The sequence below is a fragment of the Jannaschia sp. Os4 genome (genome assembly GCF_016820245.1).
In the GTDB taxonomy this organism is placed as follows: Bacteria; Pseudomonadota; Alphaproteobacteria; order Rhodobacterales; family Rhodobacteraceae; genus Jannaschia.
In genome coordinates, this window is sequence record NZ_JAFCAR010000004.1 from 486,378 (window position 1) to 508,583 (window position 22,206).

Below are 22,206 nucleotides of genomic sequence, written 5' to 3' on the forward strand. Positions count from 1 at the left end.
CCGTCCCCTCAAGAGGTGCCCCATGTCCGTCGAACCCGGCCAGCCCGCCCCCGACTTCACCATGCCCCGCGACGGCGGCGGCACGGTCGCGCTCTCCGACCTGAAGGGCCGCAAGGTGGTCCTCTACTTCTATCCGAAGGACGACACGTCCGGCTGCACCAAGGAGGCGATCGGCTTCTCGGAGAAGCTCGCTGAGTTCGACGCGGCGGGCGCGACGGTGGTGGGCGTCAGCAAGGACAGCGTCGCCAAGCACGACAAGTTCGTGGCCAAGCACGACCTGAAGGTCATCCTCGGCTCGGACGAGGACGGCGCCGTCTGCGACGCCTACGGCACGTGGGTCGAGAAGAGCATGTACGGCAAGGCTTACATGGGCATCGAGCGTGCGACCTTCCTGATCGATGAACGCGGCACCGTGCGCGAGGCGTGGCGCAAGGTGAAGGTGCCGGGCCATGTCGACGCCGTGCTCGACGCCGTGCGGGCGCTGTGACGGAGACCCTCGCGCTCATGGCGGAGTCGGTCCTGCGGACCGGCGACGCCCGCGCCAAGGCGGCGCGCTCGCGCGAGTGCGCCGCGCTGTGGCGCGCGTCCCGCGCGGGCGAGGCGCCGGAGATCGCGGTCGGCACGGCCGCCCCCCCGCTCCGCCCGGCCCGGCCCGAGGAGCCCGAGCTGCTCGACCCCCGCGACGTGCCCCGCCGCCGCCCCGGCTCCGAGCAGGGGCGCGCGGCGCTGCTGCACGCCGTGGCGCATATCGAGTTGAACGCGGTCGACCTGCACTGGGACGTGATCGCCCGATTCTCCCACGTGCCCCTGCCGCCCGGCTTCTACGACGACTGGGTCAAGGCCGCCGACGAGGAGGCGAAGCACTTCGGGCTGATGGCCGACTGCCTCGAGGCGCGGGGCCTGCGGTACGGCGCCCTGCCCGCCCACGCGGGCATGTGGCGCGCCGCCGAGGACACGGGCCACGACCTGATGGCCCGCCTCGCCGTCGTGCCCATGGTGCTGGAGGCGCGCGGCCTCGACGTGACGCCGGGCATGATCGACCTGTTCCGCAAGCATGGCGAGGACGCGGCGGTCTCCGCCTTGGAGACCATCTACGCCGAGGAGGTGGCCCATGTCGCCTACGGCTCAAAGTGGTTCCACTTCCTGTGCGGGCGCCACGACCGCGACCCCAAGGACGTCTTCCACGCCCTCGTCCGCGAGCACTTCCACGGCCACCTCAAGCCCCCGTTCAACGAGGAGAAGCGCGCCGAGGCCGGCCTGCCCCCCGACTTCTACTGGCCGCTCGCGGGCTGATCCCCGCCGACGGGGGGCGTGGCCGCGCCGCCACGTCGGCATCCGCCCGCCGCACGCGCGCCCTTGCCTGCGACCGGCTTGCCCAACCTCCCCCCTCCCCTTAGGGATTCGCTCACCACGGGAGGCGCGGACCACCGCGCACGGGATGGTGCAACGGGACCAGTGACGGGGGATCGCCCTGTGAAGCCACGCCTGTGGGATAGACTGAATGCGCGCTTGGAACGGCACATGCCGGAGCAGCGCCTCTTCCTGCGATCCGACGAGGGGACGCGCTTCGTGCGGCTGCGGCCCGCGACCCAGGCCGGGGCCCTGATGGGCGGCGCGCTGCTGCTGGGCTGGTCGCTCGTCGTGACGGCCTTCTTCGTGCTCGACGCGGTCGCCTCGGGCGATGCGCGCGACCAGATGGCGCAGGCCCGCGCGGCCTACGAGGACCGGCTCGCCGACCTCGCCGGCGAGCGGGACGCCCGCGCCCGCGACGCGGAGGCCGCGCTCGCCCGCTTCGACATCGCCTTGGGCGAGGTGTCCAAGATGCAGGAGCGGCTGCTCTCCTCCGAGCAGCGCCGCCGCGAGCTCGAGACCGGGATCGCCACGCTCCAGCGCACCCTGTCGCGCACCGTGGGCGAGCGCGACGACGCCCGCCTCGCCGCGATGCAGGCCCAGACGGCGCTGGAGAGCGCGCCGGAGGCCTACGCCGCCGAGGCCCGCCGCCGCGCGGACGCCGAGGCGACGCTCGACATGATCGCCGCCGCCCTCGGCGACACCGCCGCGGAGCGCGATGCCGCCGTCGCCACCCAAGGCAACGCCTCCGCCGAGGTCGCCCGGATGCAGGCCATGGCCGAGGTCGTGGCCGAGCGGAACGACCGCATCTTCTCGACGCTGGAGGAGGCGGTCGAGACCTCGCTGGAGCCGCTCGACAAGGTGTTCAGCCGCGCGGGCATCTCCACCGACGCGATCCTGCGGACGGTGCGCGACGGCTACGCGGGCCAAGGCGGCCCGCTCGAGCCGGTGCTGTCGACCCGGGGCGACGCGGGCGCGGGCAACCCCGACCTCGACACCGCGCGCGCCAACCGCCTGCTCGCCCGCATCAACGAGGTCGACGCCTACCGCCGCGCCGCCGAATCGATGCCCCTCGACCACCCGGTGCGCGGCGCGCACCGCCGCACCTCGGGCTTCGGGCCCCGCTGGGGCCGCATGCACTCGGGCATGGACTTCGCCGGGCCGCGCGGCACGCCCATCGTCGCCACCGCCTCGGGCGTGGTGACGTTCGCGGGCTGGTCCTCCGGCTACGGCAAGCTCGTGAAGATCGAGCACCCCCTCGGGTTCGAGACGCGCTACGCCCACCTCAACCGCATCCGCGTCAACGTCGGCCAACGGGTCTCGCGCGGGGACCGCATCGGTGATATGGGCACCACCGGACGCTCGACGGGCGTGCATCTGCACTACGAAATCCGGCGCGGCGGCACGGCTCTGAACCCTTCACCCTTCATCGATGCAGGTCAGGATGTTTTCTAAGTCCAAGATCAACCAGCCCGGCGGCGACGCCACCACGCCCCCGGCCGGCGGTTCGTCCGCCGCACCGAAGCCCGCGCCCTCCGCGCCGCCCCCGGGCGGCGCGCCGAAGCCGTCCGGCGGACTCGAGCTCGGCGCCGGCTCCGGCGCGATGAAGCCCAAGGTCCCGGCGTCGACCCTCTCGGCCGACCTGATGATCCGCGGCGACCTCAAGTCCTCGGGCGACATCCAGGTCGAGGGCGAGATCGAGGGCACGATCCAAGCCCACCTCCTGACCATCGGCGAAGGCGCCGTCGTGCGCGGCGACGTGATTGCCGACGACGTGGTGGTGAACGGGCGCGTGGACGGGACCGTGCGCGGCCTCAAGGTCCGGCTGACCTCGACTGCGAAGGTCAACGGCGACATCATTCACAAGACGATCGCCATCGAGTCGGGCGCGCTCTTCGAGGGTGCCGTGCAGCGTCAGGACGATCCGCTCTCCGGCGCGAAGGGCAAGGCGGCCCCGAAGCCCGAGGCCAAGGCCTGATCGGTCCGGCCGCGGCCCCCGCGCGGGGCCGCGCCTGTCCCGGCGACGGGACCCCTCCCCCATGAACCAGACCCGACGCCCGCCTCCGCAATGGGCCGGCCCGGCCCGTCTGCCCGGGCTCGAGGGGCGCATCCCCGAACGGACGAGGGGCACGGTCCTGCTGTCGACCGCAGGCTCGCTCGGCGACCTCTACCCGGTGCTCTCGATCGCGCGCGCGCTGGAGGCGTCCGGCCTGTCCGCCCGGCTCGCGCTCGCCCCCGACGACTGCGAGGTCGCGCACGACTGGGGGCTGACCGCCCATCCCATCGGGCCCTCCGCCGCCGAGGTGTGCCGCCGCCTCGGCGTCAGCCGCGATGACATCGCGGCCTCCGTCCTGCGCGACCCCGGACCCATGCTGCGGGAGGTGGGGATCCCGATGGCCGCCGCCCTCGTCCCGGAGATGGACGTGCTGTGCGAGGGGGTCGACGTGGTCGCCGCGACGGCCTTCGCGCTCACGGCCCCCCTCGCCGCCGAACGGGCCGCCCTGCCCTTCGTCCCTCTCGTGCTGCAGCCGATGCTGGCGTGGTCCGCGCTCGATGCGCCGCGCGCGGGGGCGTTCCGCGTCGCCGTGCCCCGCCCCGGCAACCCGCTGACGCGGGGCTGGAACCGCGCGGTCTTGCGCCTCGCGCGCGCCGAGCTGCGGCGACGGCACGGGCGCGAGATGACCGCGCTGCGCGCCCGTCTGGGGCTGCGGGGCGATGGCGGCACGCCCTTGATCGATCACGGCGACGCGCGCGTGCCGGTGCGGCTCGGCCTCTGGGATCCGGCCTTCGCGCCCGTCCCCCCCGACGCCGTCCCGGGCCTCGAGGCCGTCGGCTTCCCGCCCGCCCCGAAGGGCGGGATCGACGACGCGCTGCTGCGCTGGATCGACGACGGTCCCCCGGTGCTCGTGGCGACGCTGGGCAGCGTCGCGCAGCGCCTCGCCGGGCCGCGGTTCTGGCGGGAGGTGGTGGCGATGGCCCGGGGCCTCGGCCTGCGCTCCGTGCTGCTCCACGGCGCGGCGGAGGTGCCCGAGGGCTCCGACGTCGCGGCCCGCCGCTACGCGCCCCACGCAGACCTCTTCCCCCGCGCGGCGGCGGTCCTCCACCACGGCGGCATCGGATCGACCGCCGAGGCGCTCCGCGCCGCCCGCCCGCAGCTCGTGGTCCCCATCGGCGGCGACCAGCCCGACAACGGCGCGCGCCTCACACGCATGGGCCTCGCGGCCGTGGTGCCGCCCGGCCGCTTCCGCGCCCGCCGCGCGGCCTTCGCCCTGTCGCGGGTCATCGAGGGGTTCGACCACGACCGCGCCGAGGCGCTCGCACGGGGGATCGCCGGGCGCGACGGCGCGACGGAGGCGGCGCTCCGCCTCGCCGCCGTGGCCCTCGAAGCGCGACGGTGAACTGGCGGCGCGAGGCGCGGTGGCTCGGCGCGGGCTTCGCCACCGCCCTCGCATCCACCTTCGGGCAGACCGCGTTCATCTCGGTGTTCGCCGTCGACCTGACGACGCGGTTCGAACTGGGCCAAGCCGGCTGGGCCGGCCTCTACGCGGCCGCCACGACCTTGTCGGCCATCCTCATGGTCTGGGGCGGCGCCTTGGCCGACCGCCATCCGCTCGACCGGCTGGCAGCGGGATCGATGGCGGGGGTCGCGCTCTGCTGCGCGGGGATGGCGGTGGCACCCGGAGCGTGGGCGCTCGTCCCGCTCGTGCTGGGCCTCCGCCTCTTCGGCCAAGGGATGCTGAGCCACGTCGCCGCCGTGGCCATGGCGCGCTGGTACGTCGCCGCGCGGGGCCGCGCCTTGGCCGTCGCGGCGCTGGGCTTCGCCGTGGGCCAAGCCGCCCTGCCGCTCGCCTTCACCGTGGCCCTCGCCCATGTCGCGGCCCCCGCGCTCTGGGGCCTCGCCGCCGCCGTCTCCCTCCTTGCCGTCCCGGCGCTCGCCCGGCTGCTGTCGGTCCCCCGCACCCCGCAGGGCACCGCGACCGAGACTATGAGCCCTGGGCTCGGGGGGCGCCACTGGACCCGCGCCGAGGTGCTGCGGACGCCGACCTTCTGGCTGCTCGTCCCGGCGACGATCGCCACGCCCGCCTTCGGCACCGCGTTCTTCTTCTTCCAGACCCATCTCCCGGAGGCGAAGGGCTGGGACCAAGTAGGCTTCGTCGCGCTCTTCCCCCTCGTCATGGGGGTGTCCGTCGCCGCCACGCTGGCGATAGGCGCGCTGATCGACCGGATCGGCGCGACGCGCATCTTCGCGGCCGCGCTCCTGCCGATGGCGGCGGGGTTCGCGGGGCTCTGGATGGCCCCGACGCTGGGCTGGGCGGTCCCCGCGGTGGCCGTGATGGCCCTGACGATGGGGGCGATGAACGCGGTGCCGATGGCGCTATGGTCCGACCTGTTCGGCACCCGCCACATCGGCGCGGTCAAGGCGGCGGCCGTGGCGCTCATGGTGCTCGGCACGGCGCTGGGGCCGGGCCTGATCGGGGCGCTGATCGACCGCGGCATCGACTTCCCGGCGCAAATGCCGTGGATCGCCGCCTACCTCGTCGCAGCGGCGGGCACGGCGCAGGCCGCCGTGACCTGGAGCGTCCGGCGCCTCCGCTAACCCTCGGCGTCCGCCCGGCTCTTGCCGCTGGCATCATGCGCCAGCACGCTCGCCATCAGCCCGTCGAGGTCGCCGTCCAGCACGCCCCCCGTGTCCGACGTCTCGAACCCCGTCCGCAGATCCTTCACCATCTGGTAGGGCTGCAGCACGTAGGACCGGATCTGGTTGCCCCAGCCCGCCGAGCCCTTGGCCTCGTGCGCCTCGTTGATGGCCGCCGTGCGCTTGTCCAGCTCCAGCTGGTACAGCCGCGACTTCAGCGCCTTCATCGCGATGTCGCGGTTCTGGTGCTGCGACTTCTCCGACGACGTCACCACGATGCCCGTCGGCTCGTGGGTGATCCGCACGGCGGAGTCGGTCGTGTTCACGTGCTGCCCGCCCGCGCCCGAGGAGCGGTAGGTGTCGATGCGGATGTCCGCGGGGTTCACCTCGATCTCGATGTTGTCGTCCACCACCGGATAGACCCAGACGGAGGCGAAGGACGTCTCGCGTGTGCCCTTGCCGAAGGGCGAGATCCGCACCAGCCGATGCACCCCGCTCTCGGACTTGAGCCAGCCGTAGGCGTTCGCCCCGTTCACCTTGTAGACGCAGGACTTGATCCCCGCCTCGCCGCCCGCTTCCTCGGACTGCAATTCGGCGTCGAAGCCCCGCGCCTTGCACCAGCGCACGTACATGCGCTGCAGCATCTGCGCCCAGTCGCAGGCCTCCGTGCCGCCCGCGCCCGCGTTGATCTCGAGGAAGGCGTCGTTGCCGTCCGCCTCGCCGTCGAGCAGCGCCTCCAGCTCCTTGGCGGCGGCCACCTCCACGAGGATTGCGATGGTGGCCTCGGCCTCGGCGACCATTTCGGCGTCGTCCTCCATCTCGGCCAACTCGATCATCTCGACGTTGTCGGTCAGCGCGCCTTCGAGGCTTTCCACCCCCTTCACCGCGTCCATCAGCTGCTGGCGGTCGCGCATCAGCTTCTGGGCGCGCGCGGGATCGTCCCACAGGGTGGGATCCTCGATCATCGCGTCGAACTCCTCCATCCGGTGCGAGGCCGTCTCCCAGTCGAGGCGGCGCTTGAGCAGCGCGATGGAGGCCGCGATCTTGTCGGCGTTGCTCTGGACCTCGGCGCGCATGGGGACCTCCTGGGCGTGAGGCGTCCAGATAGACCGGCGGGGCGGGGGATTGAACCCCGCCCCACGCCGTCCTCAGTAGAGCCCGCCCGACGACAGCGACCCGAAGGTCGCTCGGCCCGGCACCACGACCTTGCGCCCCGTCGAGGTCTGCACCTCGCGCGCCTGGCCCTGCGGGCTGTCCTCGGTCTCGCCGCGGCTGAACAGCGGCAGGTCGCCCGCCATCGCCCACCCGCCGTCGATCACCGAGCCGATGCCCACGATCGGCTCCTCGCCCTCGCGGAAGTACTCGCGCACGACGTTCGGCCCTGACGCGTTCGGCCCGAGCCGCGCGCCCGAGAAGCGGTCGATGTTGACGAAGTAGCCGCCCGGCGGCACCTCGAACTCGCCCCCGCCGTAGGTCTTGATCGCCTCGCGCATGAACTCGTCGAAGACCGGGCCGCACATGCCGCCGCCCGACGCGCCCGAGCCGAGCGAGCGGGGCTGGTCGTGGCCGATGTAGCAGCCCGCCGCGATCTGGCTGGAGAAGCCCACGAACCACACGTCCTTGGCGTCGTTCGTCGTCCCCGTCTTGCCGGCGATCGGCACGGGCAGGTTCACCGTCTTGCGCGCCGTGCCGCGCTCCACCACGCCCGTCATCATCGACGTGAGCTGGTAGGCGGTGATCGGGTCCATCACCCGCTCCCGGTCCGACACGATGCGCGGGCCGTAGCCCTCCGAGAGCCGCGCGAACTGCGGGCAGTCGATGCACTCGCGCCGGTCGTGACGGTAGACCGTCTTGCCGTAGCGGTCCTGCACCCGGTCGACAAGCGTGGGCTCCACCCGCTCGCCGCCGTTGGCGAACATCGCGTAGGCCGCGACCATCTGGAACAGCGTCGTCTCCTGCGAGCCGAGCGAGTTGGCCAGCAACTCCGGCATGTCCTCGTAGACGCCGAACCGCTCGGCGTAGTCCGCGACGACGCCCATGCCGACGTCCTGCGCGAGGCGCACCGTCATCAGGTTGCGCGACTGCTCGATCCCCGTCCGGAGCGGCGACGGCCCGTAGAAGCGGTTGGACGCGTTCTTGGGGCGCCAGATCTCGCCGCCGGAGACGATCTCGATGGGCGCGTCGACCACGATCGTGTTGGGCTGGTAGCCGGAGTCCAGCGCCGCGGCGTAGACGAAGGGCTTGAAGGACGAGCCGGGCTGCCGCTGCGCCTGCGTGGCGCGGTTGAAGGTCGAGTGCTGGTAGGAGAACCCGCCCTGCATCGCGATGACGCGGCCCGAGTTCACGTCCATCGCCATGAACCCGCCCTGCACCTCCGGCACCTGGCGCAGCGACCACGTCTGCTCCTCGGTGGCGCGGACATGCACGACGTCGCCGCGCTCGAAGTTCTCGAAGAAGTCGCCGCGCATCCAGCGGATGTCGGCGCGCGGCACCTCGCCCCGGCCGACGCCCTCGATGCCCACGGTCAGCGTCTGGTCCGCGACGTCCAGCACCACGGCCGGGTGCCACGTCCCGCCCAAGTCGATGTCGCGCGCCACGTCGGCCTCGGCCAGCGCGGCCTGCCACGACGCCTCGTCGTCCAGCACCTCGATGGGCAGAACCTCGCCCGTCCCGCGCCAGATGCCCTGCCCGCGGTCGTAGTTCTGCAGCGCCTTCTGCAGCGCGCGGGCGGCGATCGCCTGCATCTCCTTGTCGATCGTCGCGCGGACCGAGTAGCCCTGCGTGAAGAACGCCTCCTCGCCGAAGTCCCGCGACAGCTGGCGGCGGATCTCGTCTGTGAAGTAGTCGCGCGGCGGCAGCGCCGCCTTGAACGGCGGGTAGTGGCCGGACTGCACGGTGCGGAGCGGCTGGTTGCGGGCCTCCTCGTAGGCGGCGGCGTCGAGATAGCCGTTCTCGAACATCTCCTTGAGCACGAAGTTGCGCCGCGCGATGGCCCGCTCGGCCTGCCGGACGGGGTGGTAGCGCGAGGGCGCCTTCGGCAGCACGGCGAGGTAGGCCGCCTCGGCGGGGGTCAGCTCGGGCAGGGTCTTGTTGAAGTAGGTCTGCGCCGCGGCGGCGACGCCGTAGCTGTTCTGCCCGAGGAAGATCTCGTTGAGGTAGAGCTCGAGGATGTCCTCCTTCGTCAGCGCCTCCTCGACACGGGCGGCGAGGATGATCTCCTTCACCTTCCGCTCGGCGGACCGGTCCGACGACAGCAGGAAGTTCTTCATCACCTGCTGCGTGATCGTGGACGCGCCGCGCAGGTCGCGCCCGCCGGAGCGGACGGCGTCCACGGCCGCGGCGACCATGCCGCGCGGGTCGTAGCCCGCGTGGATGTAGAAGTTCTTGTCCTCCGCCGAGATGAAGGCCTGCTTCACCAAGGGCGGGATCTCGGCGGCGTCGGCGAAGAGGCGGCGCTCGCGGGCGAACTCGTCCATAAGGCGGCCCTCGGACGAGTAGATGCGGCTGATCGTGGGGGGCGTGTACTCCGCCAACTGCTCGTGGTTCGGAAGGTCCTGGCCATAGGTGTAGAGGATGCCGCCGATCCCGATGGCGGCGGCGACGATGCCGAGCGTCACGAAGCTGAAGATGCCGCCGATGGCGCCGAGGATGGTGTTCACCACCCACGTGCCGCCCGCAATGATGGCGCGTAGGAATGCCATGTGCCTGTCCCGTCTCGATCCCCTGCCCTCCGATATACGGGGGGCGTGGCGGGGCGGCAACGGAGGCCCGGTCACGATCCCGGCGGGTGCGCGGGTCGCAGCCGATCCCGCCCCCGCGCGCGCCTTCAGCCCACCCGCCCCAGCCGTCCGACGACGGGCCAGCGGACGCGGCGGGCCTCCCGCGGGTCGGGCCAGAGAGCGGCGAGGTCGGCCTCGAACGCCGCGAGCGTCGCGCCCTGCCCCGCCGCCTCCGCCCGACGCACCGCCGACCACGTCCGGACGTAGCCGAGCAAGGCGTCCCGCGGCCAGTCGCGGACGATCCACGTCTCCGGCAGCGCGGCCTCGGGATAGGGGAACGGGAGGCCCCGGTAGCCTTCCTCGACATGGCGGCGCGCGGCGGGCCAGTGCGGGTGGATCTCGTCCCAGTAGAAGCGCGCGAACCGCGCGCCGACCGCCCCGCCGAGCGTCGGCACGCCGTAGCACAGCAGCGCGACGAGGCCGCCCGGACGGACGACGCGCCGGGCCTCGGCGTGGAACGCGTCGAGGTCGAACCAGTGCGCCGCCTGCGCCGCCGTCAAGAGGTCGACCGAGGCGGCGGCCAGCCCGATCCGTTCGGCCGGCTCGACGCGGTAGGCGACGCGCGGGTGGGGCGCGGCGCTCGCGATCTGGTCCGCGCTCGGGTCCGTCGCGGTCACCCGGTCGAAGCGCGCGGCGAGCAGGGTCGAGAGCTGGCCCGAGCCGCAGCCTACGTCGAGCGCGTGCTCCCTGCGCCCGCAGGCCGCCGCCAAGGCGTCCGCCACCTCGGTTGGATAGGTCGGGCGGTGGGCGGCGTAGGCGGCGCCCCCGTCCCGGAAGGGGTTGGCCCCGCCTATCTCCGCACCCGGAGGGCCTGCGCCGCGTCCTCGACGGCCCACGCGTCGACCGCGCCGGCGATGGCCTCCGCGGCGGTGGCGCGCCACTGGTGGGTGGTCAGGTTCCGCAGGTCGCGCGCGTCGCTCATGTAGCCCAGCTCCACCAGCACGGAGGGGATGTCCGGCGTCTTCAGCACGGTGAAGGCCGCGCTCGCGCGGGGGGTCGCGTGCATCCGAAGGCCCGCCGCCGCCATGCCGTCGGCCAGCGCGTCGCCCAGGCTCTCGGACCGCGGCCCCGTCTCCGCCCGCGCGAGGTCCACGAGGATCGCCGCCACCTCGTCCCCCTCGCCGTCCGGCAGGTCCGCGCCCATCACGAGGTCGTCGCGCGCGTGGCGCGCGGCCAGCTCCGCGCCCAGCGTGTCCGTCGCCTCCTCGGACAGGGTGTAGATCGTGGCCCCCCGCGCGCCGCCGCCCTCGACGGCGTCCGCGTGCAGCGAGATCAGCAGGTCCGCCCCGCCCGCGCGCGCGATGGAGCCGCGTCCGCGCAGCGACACGAAGTAGTCGTCGTCGCGCGTCAGCACCACCGAGTGCCCCCGGCGCCGCAGCACCTCGGACAGCTCGCGCGCGAAGCGCAGGGCGAGGTCGGCCTCCGTCACGCCGTCGCGCTCAGCGCCCGGATCGATGCCGCCGTGGCCGGGGTCCAGCGCCACCACGAGGGGGCGGTCGCCGGTCTGCCGCGTGCGCGGCGGGACCGCCAAGGCGGGCGCGGTCAGCCCGTCCCAGTCCTGCGCCACCAGCGGGCCCGTCGCGGCGGCGAAGCCCTCCGGGGTCGCGGGGGTCAGCTCGGCCCGGATCACCGCGCCGGAGACGGCGCCGTTGCCGTCCGCCTGCACGTCCATCCACGCGCGCGCCACGGTCATCGGCTCCGGCAGCGCCGCCACCAGCCGCGACCAGCCCGGCCGCACCCGGCCGAGGGCCACGTCCAGCCCCGCCCCGTCCAAGGCGTCGGCATCCACCCCGGACCAGTCCACCTCCGAGAGGTCCACCACGAGGCGCGCGGGATCGGCCTTCAGGAACACGCGCCACGGCACCACCTGCCCGAGCGCCAGCGCCACCTCCACGGTGCCGTCGCGCCCCGCCTCGATGGAGGAGGCGGCCGGGTCGAGCCGGGTCAGCGCGCGGAACTCCTGCGCCGCCGCCGGGGCCGCGAGCAGGAGGGCGAGGAGCAGCGCCCGGATCATGCCGCTGCCCGCCCCGCCACGAAGGCCGCGATCCGGTCGAGGCCGCGCGCGACCTCCTCCGTCGAGCGGGCGTAGGAGAAGCGCACCGTGCGATGGCCGCGTCCCGGATCGAAGTCGAGCCCCGGTGTGGCGGCGACGCCCGCCTCCAAGAGCTCGGCGCAGAAGGCGCGGCTGTCGTCGGTCAGGTGGGAGACGTCCGCGTAGACGTAGAACGCCCCGTCGGGCGAGCCGATGCGGTCCAGCCCCGCCTGCGGCAGCCGCTCCAGCATAAGCGCGCGGTTGGCCGCGTAGACGGCGCGGTTGGCCTCCAGCTCCGCGGTCGCGTCCATCGCCGCGAGGGCCGCGACCTGCGAGGCGTGGGGCGCGCAGATGAACATGTTCTGGGCCAGCCGCTCGAAGGTGCGGACCATGCCCTCGGGGACGACGAGCCAGCCGACCCGCCACCCGGTCATCGAGAAGTACTTGGAGAAGCTGTTCACCACGACCGCGTCGTCGGTGATCTCCAACGCGGAGACCGCGCGGTGGGCGTGGTGGAGGCCGTGGTAGATCTCGTCCGACACCAGCGTCGTGCCCGCGTCGCGGCACGCCCCCGCGATCTCCGCCATGCCGTCCCGGTCGAGCATGGTGCCCGTCGGGTTGCCCGGCGACGCGACGATCAGCCCGTCCAGCCCCGCCACGGCCTCCGGGGGCACGCGGTAGGCCGGGGCGTGGGTCTCGATCCCGACCGCCTCCAGCGACAGGGCCTTCAGGATCGCGCGGTAGGACGGATAGCCCGGTAGCCCGAGCCCGACCCGCGCGCCCGCGTCGAAGCACGCGGTGAACGCCAAGAGGAACCCCGCCGACGAGCCGGAGGTGACCACCACGCGGGCGGGGTCGAGATCGACGCCGTACCAGTCCGCGTAGAGCCGCGCGATCCGCGCGCGCAGCGCGGGCAGTCCGAGCCCCTCCGTGTAGCCCAATGGCCCCGCCTCCATCGCCTTCGCGACGGCCCGCCGCGCCGCCTCCGGCGCGCCGGTCCCCGGCTGACCCACCTCCATGTGCACGACGTCGCGCCCCGCCGCCTCGGCGGCCTGCGCGGCCTTGAGCACGTCCATCACGATGAAAGGATCGACCTCGCTGCGGCTTGAAGCCCTCATGCCCGCCCCCGATACTGCCCTCGGCTCCGGGGAGTGGCCGCGCGGGGGGCGCGGGTCAACGGGGGCCGGGGGAGTACGCCATGATCCGTGTCCTGCTGGTCCTGCTCGTGGCGGCGTCCCCGTCCTGGGCGCGTGGCCCGAGCGTCATCCGCGACGCCGAGATCGAGCATGCCCTCCGCCAGGTCGCCGCGCCGATCCTGCAGGCGGCAGGCCTCCCCGCCTCGACGGGCATCATCGTCATCGACGACGACAGCCTGAACGCCTTCGTCGTCGACAACCGCACGATCTTCATCCACTCCGGCCTGATCCTGCGCCTCTCCGACCACGAGGAGCTGATGGCCGTGATCGCCCACGAGGCGGCCCACATCGCCAACGGCCACCTGACGCGCCGCCCCGCGAACGCGCGGGCGGCGCGCACGGCTGCGGCCCTGGGCACCGTGCTCGGTGCGGCGGCGGCGGCGGCCGGGTCGTCGCAGGCGGGCCTCGGGATCGCGGCGGGGTCGGCCAGCGCGGCCGAGCGCAACTTCCTCGCCCACACCCGCGCCGAGGAGGCCAGCGCCGACCAGTCGTCGCTCCGCTACCTCGCGTCCGCGGGGGTGGACCCGGCGGCGGCCAAGCGGGTGCTCGACATCTTCGTCGGCCAAGAGGTGCTCTCGGTCGGCCGCCAGGATCCCTACGCCCGCTCCCACCCGCTGTCGCGGGACCGGCTGCGCGCGGTCGAGGGCTTCGCCGCCGCGATCACCCCGCGCGACCGGGACACGCGCGCGGTGCGGTACTGGTACGCCCGCGCGGTGGGCAAGCTGTCGGCCTTCCTGCGCGCGCCGCGCTGGACCCTGCGGCGGGCGACCGGGTCGGACGAGGTCTCGGCGCTCCGCCGCGCCATTGCCACCCACCGCCGCGGGCGGACCCGTGACGCGGTGGCGACGATGGACCGCCTGATCGCGGCGCGCGGCTCGGACGCCTACTTCCACGAGCTGAGGGGGCAGATGCTGCTTGAGGGGGGCCATGCGGCGGCGGCGGTCGCGTCCTACCGGCGCGCGGCGGACCTCGCCCCGCGCGAGGCCTTGATCCGCGCGGGGCTGGGTCGCGCGCTGCTCGCCGCCGGCGATCCGGCGGGGGCCCTGCGCGTCCTCGAGCCCGCCCGCGCCTCGGACCCGTTCGACCCCGCCATGCTGCGCGACCTGTCGCAGGCCCATGCCGCCGTGGGGCAGACGGGCCTCGCCGCCGTCGCGGGCGCGGAGCGCTACGCGGTGCTCGGCCAGCGCGAGAGCGCGGCCCGCTTGGCGGAGCGCGCCTCCGGCCTGCTGCCCCGCGGATCGAGCGGCTGGCTGCGGGCGCAGGACGTGCTGGGCGCCACGCGCTAGAGTCCCAGCCGCCCCGCCACCTCGTCCGCGAGCCGCGCTATCTCGGCGGCCGCCGGGCCGGCGCGCGCGCGCTCGCAGGCCCCCTGACCCGCGCCCATCGCCTCGGCATGGGCGACGCGCTGCGCGATCACCGTCTCCGCCGGGTCCGCCGCCAGCCCCGCCAGCGCCGCCTTGATCGCCGTGGTCAGCTTCGTCCCCTCCCGCGCGCGGTTGAGGACGGCGAGGGGCCGTTTCCCCTCGCGCGCCGCGAGGTCGAGCACGCCTTCCGTCGCCCAGAGGTCCACTTCCGACGCGGTGACGGGCACGATTACGAGGTCCGCCTCCCGCAGCGCGGGCTTGAGGTCGCTGTCGATCTTGGGCGGGGTGTCGATCAGCACCACGTCCACGTCGCGCTTCTTGCGCGCCTCGTAGCCCACGCCCCACGCCGAGGCGGTCGAGAAGTCGATGCCCCCGCCCTCGGGATCGCGCTCGAGCCGGCGCATGAACCACTGGCCGAGCGAGCCCTGCGGATCGAGGTCGATCACCGCGACGCGGTGGCCCCGCCGGGCGAGCTCCGTGGCGGGGCCGACGGTCAGCGTCGTCTTGCCCGATCCGCCCTTCTGCTGGGCGATGGTGATGACGTGCATCTTGGGCCTCCCGCGCGATGCTGCACTGCGGCGAGGGTCCGCCACCCGCAACGTCGCGTCAATGGCCCCTGCGGGGATGCACACGCGGGGTTCGCGGAACGGTGATCGGAATGCGGGATCGCCCGGCCCTGATCCGCGTTGAGGTGACGACGGGGCCGATGGCGGCCCCGACCGGAGCCGATCAGATGACCAAGACCGCAACCACCCGCGCGACCTTCCTCGCCGCCCTTGCCGCCCTGACCGTGGGCGCGCTCGGGGTCGCATCCTACGCGAAGGCGCAGCCCGCCCCCAGCCACGCCACGCAGGCGATGATGGAGAGCTATCCGCAACTCTTTTAAGGGGGAGTGGTGGAGCCTAGGGGAGTCGAACCCCTGACCTCGTCATTGCGAACGACGCGCTCTACCAACTGAGCTAAGGCCCCAACGAGGGCGGCGTATGGCGTCGCGCCGGAGGGGTGTCAAGCGTCCCGGTGCCCCGTTTTCGACGCGCCGGCACGCGGCGGGCGGGGGGCGCGTTTCTGCGGGGCCGATCTGCGAAAACGCACCGATCGGCGCGATGACAGCATCCGCCGCGCGTCATATGTCGAGTGTCCCCAACCGAAGGAGACGCCCCGATGTCCGCCCTTTCCCCCTGTGCCGGCGGGTCCGCGTCCTGCCTCCCGACCGCCGCGCTCCGCGCCCCGCTGCTCGGCGCGGCGATCGCGCTCGCCCTCGTCGCGGGCGGCGCGACCTTCGCGGCGATGCTGCCGGCGGAGAACACGCACTTCCCGCCCGAGCGGCTGGCCGAGGTGCAGGCGATGCTCGGGCGCTGACGCCCGGCTCGCCTGAGCCGACCGTTGCCTGCCGACGATCCGCGAAGGCGCGATCCCGGCCCTACTCGGCCGCCATCGCGTATTCCTCGATCGGCGGGCAGGTGCAGACGAGGTTCCGGTCGCCCGCCACGTTGTCCACGCGGTTGACCGGCGGCCAGTACTTGTCGACCCGGAACGCGCCCGGCGGGAAGCACGCCTCCTCGCGGGTGTAGGCGCGGTCCCAGTCGCGGACGAGATCCTCCATCGTGTGCGGCGCGTGGCGCAGGGGGCTGTCCTCGACCGTGAGGTTGCCGCGCTCGATCTGCGCGACCTCGGCCCGAATGGCGAGCATGGCGGTGCAGAAGCGGTCCAGCTCGGCCTTGGTCTCGGACTCCGTGGGCTCGATCATCAGCGTGCCGGCCACGGGCCACGACATGGTGGGCGCGTGGAACCCGTTGTCGATCAGGCGCTTGGCCACGTCGTCCACGGTGACGCCCGCGCTGTCCTTGAACGGGCGCGTGTCGAGGATGCACTCGTGCGCGATGCGCCCGTTTCGCCCAGTGAAGAGCACGTCGTAGGCCCCCTTGAGCCGCGCGGCGACGTAGTTGGCCGACAGGATCGCCACCTTGGTCGCCTGCGTCAGCCCCGCGCCGCCCATCATCATCACATAGGCGTAGGAGATCGGCAGGATCGAGGCCGAGCCGTAGTTGGCCGCCGACACCGCGCCCTCGCCCGCCAGCGGGTCGCCCGGCAGGTGCGGGGCGAGATGCGCGCGCACGCCGATCGGCCCCATACCGGGGCCGCCGCCGCCATGGGGGATGCAGAAGGTCTTGTGCAGGTTCAGGTGGCTGACGTCCGCGCCGATCTCGCCCGGCTTGGACAGGCCGACCATCGCGTTGAGGTTGGCCCCGTCGAGATAGACTTGGCCCCCATGGGCGTGGGTGATCTCGCAGACCTCGCGCACCGTCTCCTCGAACACGCCGTGGGTCGAGGGGTAGGTGATCATGCAGGCGGCGAGGCGGTCGCCCGCGGCCTCGGCCTTGGCGCGGAAGTCGTCGAGGTCGACGTCGCCGTTCCCGGCGGACTTCACCACGACCACCTCCATCCCCGCCATCTGGGCCGAGGCCGGATTGGTGCCGTGCGCGCTGGTCGGGATGAGGCAGACGCGGCGGTCCGCGTCGCCGTTGGCCGCGTGGTAGCGCGCGATGGTCAGCAGGCCCGCATACTCCCCCTGCGCGCCGGAGTTGGGCTGCATCGACATGGCGTCGTAGCCGGTGATCGTGCAGAGCCGCGCCTCCAGCTCCGCGATCATCGCGTGGTAGCCCGCCGCGTCCTCCTCGGGCGCATAGGGGTGGAGGCGCCCGAAGCCGGGGAAGGTCACCGGCATCATCTCGACGGCGGCGTTCAGCTTCATCGTGCAGGAGCCGAGCGGGATCATCGCCCGATCCAATGCCAGGTCGCGGTCCGCGAGACGGCGCATGTAGCGCATCATCTCGGACTCGGCCCGGTTCAGGTGGAAGATGGGGTGGGTAAGGTAGTCGGACTGCCGCCGGAGGGCCTCGGGGATGTCCGTGCGCGTGGCCGCGACCGGCCCCTCGATCCCGAAGGCGCGCAGGAGGCGGGTCAGCGTCTCGGCATCCGTCAACTCGTCGCAGGCGATGCCGATGCGGTCCGTTCCGACCTTGCGGAGCGTGATCCCCTCGTTGCGGGCGGAGCGCCAGATCGCCCCCTGCAGCGGGCCGGTGGCGACGGTGAGTGTGTCGAAGACGTGCTCCGGATCGACCTCGAACCCGGCCCCGGTGAGCGCGTCGCGCAGCGCGACGGCGTGGGAGTGCACGTGGGTGGCGATGTGGCGCAGGCCCTTCGGCCCGTGAAACACGGCGTAGAAGGACGCCATCACCGCCAGCAGCGCCTGCGCGGTGCAGACGTTCGAGGTCGCCTTCTCGCGGCGGATGTGCTGCTCGCGGGTCTGCAGGCTGAGGCGGTAGGCCTTGTTGCCGTGGCTGTCGACGGACACCCCCACGAGGCGGCCGGGGATGGACCGCTTGATCGCGTCGGCGCAGGCGAAGAAGGCGGCATGCGGGCCGCCGTAGCCCAGCGGCACGCCGAAGCGCTGCGCGCTGCCCACGGCGATGTCGGCCCCCATCGCGCCCGGCTCCTTGAGCAGGCAGAGCGCGAGCAGGTCCGTGGCGACGACGCCGATGGCCTTCGCCTCGTGGAGCGTGTCCATCTGCGCGGTCAGGTCGCGCAGGTGGCCGTGGGTGCCGGGGTATTGGAAGATCGCGCCGAACACCGCGTCCGCGTCGAGGTCGTCCGCCGCGCCATGGATCAGCTCGATCCCCAGCGGCTCGGCGCGGGTCCGCAGGACGGCGATCGTCTGCGGATGGCAGGCCTCGTCCACGAAGAATGCGCGCGCCTTCGACTTGGCGACGCGCTGCGCCATGACCATCGCCTCGGCGGCCGCCGTCGCCTCGTCCAGCAGGGAGGCGTTGGCGATGGGCAGGCCGGTGAGGTCCGACACCATCGTCTGGAAGTTCAGCAGCGCCTCCAGCCGCCCCTGCGCGATCTCCGGCTGGTAGGGCGTGTAGGCCGTGTACCACGCCGGGTTCTCGAGGATGTTGCGCTGGATCGCGGGGGGCGTGACCGTGTCGTGGTAGCCCTGCCCGATCATGCTGGTGGTGACGGTGTTCTCGTCCGCCAGCGCGCGCATGTGGGCGAGGATCGCGTGCTCGGTCATCTGCGGCCACGGCAGCGGCTCGGCCTGGCGGATGCTCCTCGGCACCGTCTCGTCGATGAGCGCGTCCAGGCTGTTGGCGCCGACGACCTCCAGCATCTCGGCCATCTCCTGCGGCGAGGGGCCGATGTGGCGGCGGTTGGCGAAGTCGTAGGTGTCGTAGGTCATCGGAATCCCTCGGGTCTGGCGGGGGTGCGGAGCGATGGTGGGCATCGTGATGCCCACCCTACGGGACGTGAATGTGGCGGGAGTCACCGCGCCCACCGATCGGTCAATCGTCGACGAACGCCTTGTACTCGTCCTCGTCCATCATCCCGTCCATCTCCTCGGGCGTGGTGGTCGTCATCTTGAAGAACCACGCCGCCTCCGCATCCTCGTTGACGAGCGCGGGGTTGGCGGCGAGCGCCTCGTTCACCTCGGTGATCTCGCCGTCCAAGGGCGCCATGATATCCGAGGCGGCCTTGACCGACTCGATCACGACGATCTCCTCGCCCTTGGTCACCTCGCGGCCGATCTCGGGCAGTTCGACGAACACCACGTCGCCCAGCTGCGTGGCCGCGTGGCCGGTGATGCCAACGGTGATCGTGCCGTCGTCGTGGTCCAGCCACTCGTGCTCTTCGGTGTACTTCAAGGCCATGTCGGGTCTCCTAGGCAGTCATCGCTTGTAACGCGGGGGCACGAAGGGCGTTTCCACCACGGCGGCGGGGAGGCGCTTGCCGCGCACCTCGCCCCAGAGGCGGTCGGGCGCGGGCCCCTCGATCAGGCCCAGCGCCATCGGCCCCTGCAGGGTCGGGCCGAAGCCGCCGGATGTGACGAGGCCGACCTGCCGCCCGCCCGCCTCGGCGTCCCAGAGCGGCGTGCCCGCGCGCATCGGGGCGCGGCCCTCGGGGCGCAGGCCGACGCGCTGGCGGGGCGACCCCTCGGCCAGTTCGCGCAGGAGGCGCGCCGCGCCGGGGAAGGCGGGGCGGCCCTCGCGGCGGGACTTGGGGATGGACCAGCCCTGCCCCGCCTCGACGGGCGAGATGTCGGCGCTCATGTCCTGGCCGTGGAGCGGCAGGCCCGCCTCCAGCCGCAGCGAGTCGCGGGCGGCGAGGCCCGCGGGCTCCACGTCCGCGTGGGCCAGCAGCGCGCGCGCGAAACGGTCGGCCTGCGGGGCGGGCAGGCCGATCTCGTAGCCGTCCTCGCCGGTGTAGCCCGCGCGCGCGACGACGAGCGGGACGCCGTCCCACTCGTGGTCCGCCACGTCCATGAACCGCATCTCGGCCACGGCGGGGACGAGCGACGCGAGCGCCCCCTCGGCGGCGGGGCCCTGCAGCGCCAAGAGCGCGCGGTCGTCGTGCAGGACCACCTCGTGGTCCGGCAGGTGCGCGCGCAGATGCGCCATGTCCGCGTCGCGGTTCGCCCCGTTCACCACCAGCAGCCAATGGTCGCCGCGGTTCGCCGCCATCAGGTCGTCCAGCACGCCGCCGTCGTCGGTGGTCAGCACGCCGTAGCGCTGCCGCCCCGGCGCGAGGCCGATCAGGTTCGCGGGGATCAGCGCCTCCAGCGCCTCGGCCACGCCGTCGCCGCGCACGGTCACCTGCCCCATGTGGGTCACGTCGAAGAGCGAGGCCTTCGCCCGCGTGTGCAAATGCTCGGCCATCACGCCCGCGTATTGCAGCGGCATCTCGTGGCCCGCGAAGGGGGTCATGCGCGCGCCCAGCTCGGCGTGGAGCGGGGCGAGGGGCAGTTGCTTGAGCGTCATCGCGGCACCTCCTACGCGGCGGATGCCGCGTGCGGTGCCCCCTCTGTCCGTTCGCCTGAGATCGCTATCCCGTCGGCGCCCCCTGCCCCGGCGCGCCGGGCGGAGATCTCTCCAGAGTGTGTCGCGCGACCCGTCCTTGGGCCTGAGAGTTTCCGGGGCGGTTGCTCCTTCGGCATCGCCGGGTGGCGATTCTCCGTGCCGCGCGCCCTTCGGATAGAGAATCGCGCCGCGTCCTTGCAAGGGGGATCGTGCCGGGCCACCGATGCGCCATGGACCGCTTCTTCGGCTACGGCAACCTCGTGAACCGCGCCACCCACGCCGCCGGCGGCGTCCCCATGGTGGTCGAGGGCTGGACCCGCGCGTGGCGGCGGACGCCGTCGCGCGACGTGGCCTACCTCACCGCCCTGCCGCGGCCCGGCGTAGCCATCGCGGGCCTGGCCGCCGTGCCCGACGACTGGGCCGCGCTGGACGCGCGCGAGGCGGCCTACGTCCGGGTGCCCCTGCCCGAGGGGCCGGTGATCTACCGTCTGCCGGAGGGCGGGCACCTCGCGCCGACAGCGGCGAACCCCATCCTGCTCAGCTACCTCGACGTCGTGGTCCAAGGCTACCTGCGCGAGTTCGGGGAGGCGGGCGTCGCCGCCTTCTTCGAGACGACCGAAGGGTGGGGCGCGCCGATCCGCGACGACCGGGGCGCGCCGGCCTATCCCCGCGCGCAGCCGCTCGCGCCCGAGGAAACGGCGCTCGTGGACCGCTGGCTGCGCGAGGTCGGCGGCTAGGCCCGCCCGGCCCCGCGCCGCGGTGCGCCGCCGCGCCGCGTTGGCCCGTCCGCCCCGCGACGCTACCTCCGGCGCATGGACACGCCCCTTCCCACCGACATCCTCGTCGTCGGCGGCGGCCCCGCCGGCCTCGCCTGCGCCGCCGCCCTCGGCACGCTGGGCCTCTCCGTCGCCGTCGCCGACCCCCGGCCCGTGGTCGCCGCCGCGGACGACCCGGACGCGGACCTGCGCTCGACGGCCATGCTCCAGCCCGCCCGCGACCTCCTCGAGGCCGTCGGCGCGTGGGACCGCATGGACGCCGAGGCCACGCCGCTCGAGGTGATGCGCATGGTCGACGCCACCCGCGACCCGCCGGTGGCGCGCGACTTCCGGGCGGACGACATCTCGGACCGGCCCTTCGGCTGGAACCTGCCCGCTTGGGCGATCCGCAAGGCACTGTCCGAGCGGGTGGCGGAGTTGGAGAATGTGACGCTGCGCGCCTCCGGGCTGGCGGCGCTGCTGCCGCGGTCGGCCTACGCACGCGCGACGCTGGAGGACGGCACGCGGCTGGACGCGCGGCTCGTGGTCGGCGCCGACGGGCGAGAGAGCAAGGTCCGCGACCTGCTCGGGCTGCGGGCGAGGACCGTGGGCTACGGGCAGACCGCGCTGGTCTTCGCGGTCACGCACGAGCGCCCGCATGACAACGTCTCGACCGAGGTGCATCGCAGCGGCGGCCCCTTCACGCTGGTCCCCCTGCCCGACCGCGACGGGCGCCCCTGCTCCGCCGTGGTCTGGATGGACGACGCGGACGCCCAGGCGCGGCGGATGGAGCTCGACCCGGGCGCCTTCTCGGCGAAGGCGACGGAGCGCTCGGCGGACGCGCAGGGGGCGCTGACGCTCGTGGGGCGGCGGGCGGCGTGGCCGATCTCGACCGTCGTGGCGACGCGGATGACCGGGCCGCGCACGGCGCTGATGGCCGAGGCGGCGCACGCGATGCCGCCGATCGGGGCACAGGGGCTCAACACCTCGCTGCGCGACGCGGCCGCGCTGCGCGACCTGTGCGAGCGGCGCCCCGACGAGATCGGGACGCCGGGCTGGCTCGACGCCTACGCCCGCGCGCGCCACCCCGACGCGGTGATGCGGGCGGCGGGGATCGACGGGCTGAACCGGGTGTCGCAGTCCGGGGGGCTGGCGGGGCTGCGGGCGACGGGGATCGAGCTGTTGCACGACGTCGCGCCGCTCCGGCGGCTGGCGATGCGGATGGGGCTCGGGGCGTAG

At 73.6% G+C, this 22,206-nt stretch carries 20 protein-coding genes, 1 tRNA gene and 1 riboswitch; of the genes, 11 read left to right on the top strand and 10 right to left on the bottom strand.

Translation table 11 applies throughout. The features are described 5' to 3' along the window. Positions 1–22 precede the first annotated feature (22 nt). From bcp to JQC91_RS11330, 6 genes are all read left to right on the top strand, one after another. Positions 23–487: a thioredoxin-dependent thiol peroxidase gene (bcp, locus tag JQC91_RS11305; protein WP_203286917.1), complete on the top strand. Its 465-nt coding sequence runs from the start codon at positions 23–25 to the stop codon at positions 485–487. Continuing rightward, positions 484–1,293 carry a ferritin-like domain-containing protein gene (locus JQC91_RS11310; protein ID WP_343069958.1) on the top strand — a complete coding sequence of 270 codons (810 nt, stop codon included), beginning with the start codon at positions 484–486 and terminating at the stop codon, positions 1,291–1,293. The genes bcp and JQC91_RS11310 overlap by 4 nt, the downstream gene beginning before the upstream one ends. A gap of 180 nt (positions 1,294–1,473) precedes the next feature. After that, positions 1,474–2,805 (top strand): DUF5930 domain-containing protein, encoded by a 1,332-nt coding sequence (locus tag JQC91_RS11315; RefSeq protein WP_343069959.1) that lies wholly within the window; start codon positions 1,474–1,476, stop codon positions 2,803–2,805. Beyond that, a complete protein-coding gene (locus JQC91_RS11320; RefSeq protein WP_203286919.1) occupies positions 2,795–3,328 on the top strand; it encodes a polymer-forming cytoskeletal protein in 534 nt (177 codons plus the stop codon). The genes JQC91_RS11315 and JQC91_RS11320 overlap by 11 nt, the downstream gene beginning before the upstream one ends. A 61-nt stretch (positions 3,329–3,389) precedes the next feature. Further along, positions 3,390–4,748 (top strand): glycosyltransferase, encoded by a 1,359-nt coding sequence (locus JQC91_RS11325; protein ID WP_203286920.1) that lies wholly within the window; start codon positions 3,390–3,392, stop codon positions 4,746–4,748. Then, the gene (locus JQC91_RS11330; protein WP_203286921.1) at positions 4,745–5,947 is read left to right on the top strand and encodes an MFS transporter; all 1,203 of its coding nucleotides are present in this window, start codon (positions 4,745–4,747) and stop codon (positions 5,945–5,947) included. Before JQC91_RS11325 ends, JQC91_RS11330 begins: the two co-directional genes overlap by 4 nt. On the opposite strand, the gene prfB is transcribed toward JQC91_RS11330, so the two are convergent. The 5 genes from prfB to JQC91_RS11355 form a co-directional block, all read right to left on the bottom strand. Next, positions 5,944–7,062, bottom strand: coding sequence for a peptide chain release factor 2 (prfB, locus tag JQC91_RS11335; RefSeq protein ID WP_203286922.1), 1,119 nt, complete (start codon positions 7,060–7,062; stop codon positions 5,944–5,946). The genes JQC91_RS11330 and prfB overlap by 4 nt on opposite strands. Positions 7,063–7,134: 72 nt before the next feature. Then, a complete protein-coding gene (locus tag JQC91_RS11340) occupies positions 7,135–9,687 on the bottom strand; it encodes a penicillin-binding protein 1A (protein ID WP_203286923.1) in 2,553 nt (850 codons plus the stop codon). Positions 9,688–9,812: 125 nt separating this feature from the next. Next, complete coding sequence (locus JQC91_RS11345) at positions 9,813–10,646, bottom strand: class I SAM-dependent methyltransferase (protein WP_343069960.1); 834 nt, start codon at positions 10,644–10,646, stop codon at positions 9,813–9,815. Further along, positions 10,556–11,779, bottom strand: coding sequence for an N-acetylmuramoyl-L-alanine amidase (locus tag JQC91_RS11350; RefSeq protein WP_203286924.1), 1,224 nt, complete (start codon positions 11,777–11,779; stop codon positions 10,556–10,558). The genes JQC91_RS11345 and JQC91_RS11350 overlap by 91 nt, the downstream gene beginning before the upstream one ends. Next, positions 11,776–12,915, bottom strand: a complete 1,140-nt coding sequence (locus JQC91_RS11355) for an aminotransferase class I/II-fold pyridoxal phosphate-dependent enzyme (RefSeq protein ID WP_203286925.1) — start codon at positions 12,913–12,915, stop codon at positions 11,776–11,778. Before JQC91_RS11355 ends, JQC91_RS11350 begins: the two co-directional genes overlap by 4 nt. Before the next feature lie 80 nt (positions 12,916–12,995). Between JQC91_RS11355 and JQC91_RS11360 the strand changes: the two genes are divergently transcribed. Continuing rightward, the gene (locus JQC91_RS11360) at positions 12,996–14,279 is read left to right on the top strand and encodes a M48 family metalloprotease (protein WP_203286926.1); all 1,284 of its coding nucleotides are present in this window, start codon (positions 12,996–12,998) and stop codon (positions 14,277–14,279) included. Here JQC91_RS11360 and JQC91_RS11365 read toward each other — a convergent pair. Next, positions 14,276–14,905 (bottom strand): ParA family protein, encoded by a 630-nt coding sequence (locus JQC91_RS11365; protein ID WP_203286927.1) that lies wholly within the window; start codon positions 14,903–14,905, stop codon positions 14,276–14,278. The two genes, JQC91_RS11360 and JQC91_RS11365, sit on opposite strands and share 4 nt — an antisense overlap. A 185-nt stretch (positions 14,906–15,090) precedes the next feature. Between JQC91_RS11365 and JQC91_RS11370 the strand changes: the two genes are divergently transcribed. Further along, a complete protein-coding gene (locus JQC91_RS11370; RefSeq protein ID WP_203286928.1) occupies positions 15,091–15,243 on the top strand; it encodes a hypothetical protein in 153 nt (50 codons plus the stop codon). 7 nt (positions 15,244–15,250) lie between these two features. Here JQC91_RS11370 and JQC91_RS11375 read toward each other — a convergent pair. After that, positions 15,251–15,326: transfer RNA gene (locus tag JQC91_RS11375), tRNA-Ala, on the bottom strand. 192 nt (positions 15,327–15,518) lie between these two features. On the opposite strand from JQC91_RS11375, the gene JQC91_RS11380 reads away from it, so the two are divergent. Continuing rightward, positions 15,519–15,716 carry a hypothetical protein gene (locus JQC91_RS11380; RefSeq protein ID WP_203286929.1) on the top strand — a complete coding sequence of 66 codons (198 nt, stop codon included), beginning with the start codon at positions 15,519–15,521 and terminating at the stop codon, positions 15,714–15,716. Between the two features lie 61 nt (positions 15,717–15,777). On the opposite strand, the gene gcvP is transcribed toward JQC91_RS11380, so the two are convergent. The 3 genes from gcvP to gcvT all read right to left on the bottom strand — a co-directional run bounded on the left by gcvP (position 15,778) and on the right by gcvT (position 20,173). Then, positions 15,778–18,597 (bottom strand): aminomethyl-transferring glycine dehydrogenase, encoded by a 2,820-nt coding sequence (gene gcvP, locus JQC91_RS11385; protein ID WP_203286930.1) that lies wholly within the window; start codon positions 18,595–18,597, stop codon positions 15,778–15,780. Positions 18,598–18,700: 103 nt separating this feature from the next. Continuing rightward, positions 18,701–19,060: a glycine cleavage system protein GcvH gene (gene gcvH, locus JQC91_RS11390; protein ID WP_203287543.1), complete on the bottom strand. Its 360-nt coding sequence runs from the start codon at positions 19,058–19,060 to the stop codon at positions 18,701–18,703. Positions 19,061–19,084: 24 nt separating this feature from the next. Continuing rightward, positions 19,085–20,173, bottom strand: coding sequence for a glycine cleavage system aminomethyltransferase GcvT (gcvT, locus tag JQC91_RS11395; RefSeq protein ID WP_203286931.1), 1,089 nt, complete (start codon positions 20,171–20,173; stop codon positions 19,085–19,087). A 120-nt stretch (positions 20,174–20,293) separates the two neighbouring features. Further along, a riboswitch (glycine riboswitch) is annotated at positions 20,294–20,380 on the bottom strand. A 62-nt stretch (positions 20,381–20,442) separates the two neighbouring features. On the opposite strand from gcvT, the gene JQC91_RS11400 reads away from it, so the two are divergent. Both JQC91_RS11400 and JQC91_RS11405 read left to right on the top strand, forming a co-directional pair. Next, entirely contained in the window at positions 20,443–20,949 is a 507-nt protein-coding gene (locus JQC91_RS11400) for a gamma-glutamylcyclotransferase family protein (RefSeq protein ID WP_203286932.1), read from the top strand. A gap of 75 nt (positions 20,950–21,024) precedes the next feature. Further along, positions 21,025–22,206 (top strand): FAD-dependent monooxygenase, encoded by a 1,182-nt coding sequence (locus JQC91_RS11405; RefSeq protein WP_203286933.1) that lies wholly within the window; start codon positions 21,025–21,027, stop codon positions 22,204–22,206.

Bases quoted from the DNA above. Each gene is read 5' to 3' on its own strand.
- bcp (WP_203286917.1), top strand. From the start codon at position 23: ATGTCCGTCGAACCCGGCCAGCCCGCCCCCGACTTCACCATGCCCCGC.
- JQC91_RS11320 (WP_203286919.1), top strand. From the start codon at position 2,795: ATGTTTTCTAAGTCCAAGATCAACCAGCCCGGCGGCGACGCCACCACG.
- JQC91_RS11325 (WP_203286920.1), top strand. From the start codon at position 3,390: ATGAACCAGACCCGACGCCCGCCTCCGCAATGGGCCGGCCCGGCCCGT.
- prfB (WP_203286922.1), bottom strand. From the start codon at position 7,062: ATGCGCGCCGAGGTCCAGAGCAACGCCGACAAGATCGCGGCCTCCATC.
- JQC91_RS11340 (WP_203286923.1), bottom strand. From the start codon at position 9,687: ATGGCATTCCTACGCGCCATCATTGCGGGCGGCACGTGGGTGGTGAAC.
- JQC91_RS11350 (WP_203286924.1), bottom strand. From the start codon at position 11,779: ATGATCCGGGCGCTGCTCCTCGCCCTCCTGCTCGCGGCCCCGGCGGCG.
- JQC91_RS11355 (WP_203286925.1), bottom strand. From the start codon at position 12,915: ATGAGGGCTTCAAGCCGCAGCGAGGTCGATCCTTTCATCGTGATGGAC.
- JQC91_RS11360 (WP_203286926.1), top strand. From the start codon at position 12,996: ATGATCCGTGTCCTGCTGGTCCTGCTCGTGGCGGCGTCCCCGTCCTGG.
- JQC91_RS11365 (WP_203286927.1), bottom strand. From the start codon at position 14,905: ATGCACGTCATCACCATCGCCCAGCAGAAGGGCGGATCGGGCAAGACG.
- JQC91_RS11370 (WP_203286928.1), top strand. From the start codon at position 15,091: ATGACCAAGACCGCAACCACCCGCGCGACCTTCCTCGCCGCCCTTGCC.
- JQC91_RS11380 (WP_203286929.1), top strand. From the start codon at position 15,519: ATGTCCGCCCTTTCCCCCTGTGCCGGCGGGTCCGCGTCCTGCCTCCCG.
- gcvP (WP_203286930.1), bottom strand. From the start codon at position 18,597: ATGACCTACGACACCTACGACTTCGCCAACCGCCGCCACATCGGCCCC.
- gcvT (WP_203286931.1), bottom strand. From the start codon at position 20,173: ATGACGCTCAAGCAACTGCCCCTCGCCCCGCTCCACGCCGAGCTGGGC.
- JQC91_RS11400 (WP_203286932.1), top strand. From the start codon at position 20,443: ATGGACCGCTTCTTCGGCTACGGCAACCTCGTGAACCGCGCCACCCAC.
- JQC91_RS11405 (WP_203286933.1), top strand. From the start codon at position 21,025: ATGGACACGCCCCTTCCCACCGACATCCTCGTCGTCGGCGGCGGCCCC.